Consider the following 2,311-nt stretch of genomic DNA (forward strand, 5'->3'; position numbering starts at 1 on the left):
AAACGCCACCAACGTATCCCTTCCTAGCCTATTCACAAACCTCAAAGAACAAAACTGACATTGCGGTTTGACCCGCTCCGTCGGTCGCCGCCTCATCAGCGGTGAATTGGCTTCTACGCGCCGAGCCCGCGCCTGTCAACGGCCGCAGATGGGGATAGGGCCGTTTTGAAAAAGTGTTTGAATTAGAGAGATTTTTTGGAGATAAGCGGGTTTTAAATTTCGATTTTTCCCCGCTTGGGGTCTCGCAATTCCGCCATGACCGTGACGCATGTCGAATGGGAACCTGATCGTGTCCCACCGCGTGGTGTAGGAGCGGTGTCCTGAGCAGCATTGGCTGCATGGTCAGGCTGCCAGTTCTGTCATTTTGACGAGCGCAGTATCGCTCGTTTGGGCGATGGTTTCCAGTGTCATGTATCGGGCGCGCTGTGTTGCCCATTCGTCATTCTGTTCAAGCAAGAGTGCTCCGATGAGCCTGACGACGGTGGCCTCGTTGGGGAAGATGCCGACGACATCGGTGCGGCGTTTGATCTCACCGTTGAGCCGTTCAAGCGGGTTGGTGGAATGGATTTTGGCGCGGTGCTGGGCGGGTAAGTCCATGTAAGCGAGGACGCCGGTCTCGGCTTCGTCGAGCAGGCTAGCGAGTTTGGGCGGACGCGGGCGCATCTGGTCGGCGACGTCGCGCCACTGCTTGCGTGCGGCTGGGGCATCGTCCTGCGCAAAGGCGGTGCCGACCCAGGCTGAGACGACGCGCTTTTGGGTTTTGCCGGCATGGGCGAGCGCGTTGCGCATGAAGTGGACGCGGAAACGTTGCCAGGTGGCGCTTAGTACCTTTGTAATCGCGGCCTTCAGCCCTTCATGCGCATCCGAGATCACCAGCTTCACCCCACGCAAACCCCGACGGGCTAGGCTGCGCAGGAACTCCACCCAGAACGGCTCGGCCTCGCTATGGCCGGTGGTCATGCCCAGCACCTCACGCCTGCCGTCGGTATTGACGCCGACGGCGACAATCACGGCCACCGATACGATGCGGTGGTCGCGCCGGACTTTGATATACGTGGCGTCCAGCCAGACATAGGGCCAGTCGCCCTCAATGGGGCGGGTCAGGAAGGCGTTCACCCGTTCGTCGATCTCGCCGCACAGGCGCGAAACTTGGCTTTCGCTGACCCCCTCCATCCCCATGGCCTTGACTAGTACTGCGTTCGCGAATTGGCGACTCGAATCATGCTGCGAGTGCCTTGGGCTCGGTATTGATGCCGTAACGCCAGCGCGGGAGCGTCGGCGCGGCGTTGCACATCTCGATATAGCGGCGGATTCGCTCGACCAGCTCCACCTTGCTGGTGACGCGAATGCGCCGCAGGACGGATCTGGCCACCTTGGAGAAGAAGATCTCAACATAGTTGAGCCACGACGCGTGGGTCGGGGTGAACACCAGCTCGAACCGGCCCGGCTTGCTGGCAAGGAAGCGCTTGGTCTCACGTGAGCAATGTGCGGAGTGGTTGTCGAGCAGCAGACAGATCAGCATCCCCGCAGGGTAATGCGCATCAAGCCGCTCGAGGAAGGCAATGAACTCGCGCGAGCGATGCCGTTCGGTGACCACATGATGCACGAAGCCGCTCACCAGATCGACCGCCGCGGATAATGTAACCGTACCAAGCCGCTTGTACTCGTGGTCGCGGTGCATCGTGGCATACTTGCCCGGTTTGGGCGGCAGATCGGGTGCCGTCGTCGCGATCGCCTGAATTCCGGGCTTCTCATCATACGAGAGCACGGCAACCGGGCGGTCGGCTTCAGGTATCTCTCGCAGCATCTCGGCCGCGGCATAGACTTCCAGCACCTCGGCCTTACGCATTTCGAAGTTCGGGTCGCGTCGTTGCAGATAATAGCGCATCTTGTGCGGTTTGACCGGCTGGCTGTTCAGCACGTCATGCACTGTGCTGGGTGCGAGTTCGGCGAGGCAGGCATGACCGGCGGCCGGCCCGTGTTCGCGGGTGTGCACCGCCAACAGGCGTAACGTCCATAACTCATGCGGATAGCCGCGCTCTTTGGCTTTGACGCAGGCCTCGCCGATCAGCCAGGTGCGTGCTGCTTCGGTGATATCCGGCCGTCGTCCCGAACGGGGTAGGTCGTCGAGCGCCTCGAGCGGTCCCACCGCAATGACCCGGCGCAGGCAGCGGGTGACGCGCTGGCGATCGATGCCCAGCTTGGCAGCGACCTCGTTGACATCGTTCTGATCCGCCAGGTGCAGGATGACGGCCGAGCGGAACGTGTCAACGACAATGAGACACCCGGGTTTGGCAATTAGGCTTGGGCT

General features: G+C 61.2%; 1 protein-coding gene and 1 pseudogene. Both read right to left on the bottom strand.

The window, feature by feature from the left end; genetic code table 11:
- Positions 1-342 precede the first annotated feature (342 nt).
- Positions 343-1,278: pseudogene (locus ACP5E6_RS18420) on the bottom strand (IS256 family transposase); the annotation flags it as partial.
- Positions 1,220-2,299, bottom strand: coding sequence for an IS630 family transposase (locus ACP5E6_RS18425; RefSeq protein ID WP_427956805.1), 1,080 nt, complete (start codon positions 2,297-2,299; stop codon positions 1,220-1,222). The pseudogene ACP5E6_RS18420 and the gene ACP5E6_RS18425, both read right to left, overlap by 59 nt.
- Positions 2,300-2,311: the final 12 nt, after the last annotated feature.

It is taken from the genome of Acidiphilium sp., from assembly GCF_049977125.1.
In the GTDB taxonomy this organism is placed as follows: Bacteria; Pseudomonadota; Alphaproteobacteria; order Acetobacterales; family Acetobacteraceae; genus Acidiphilium.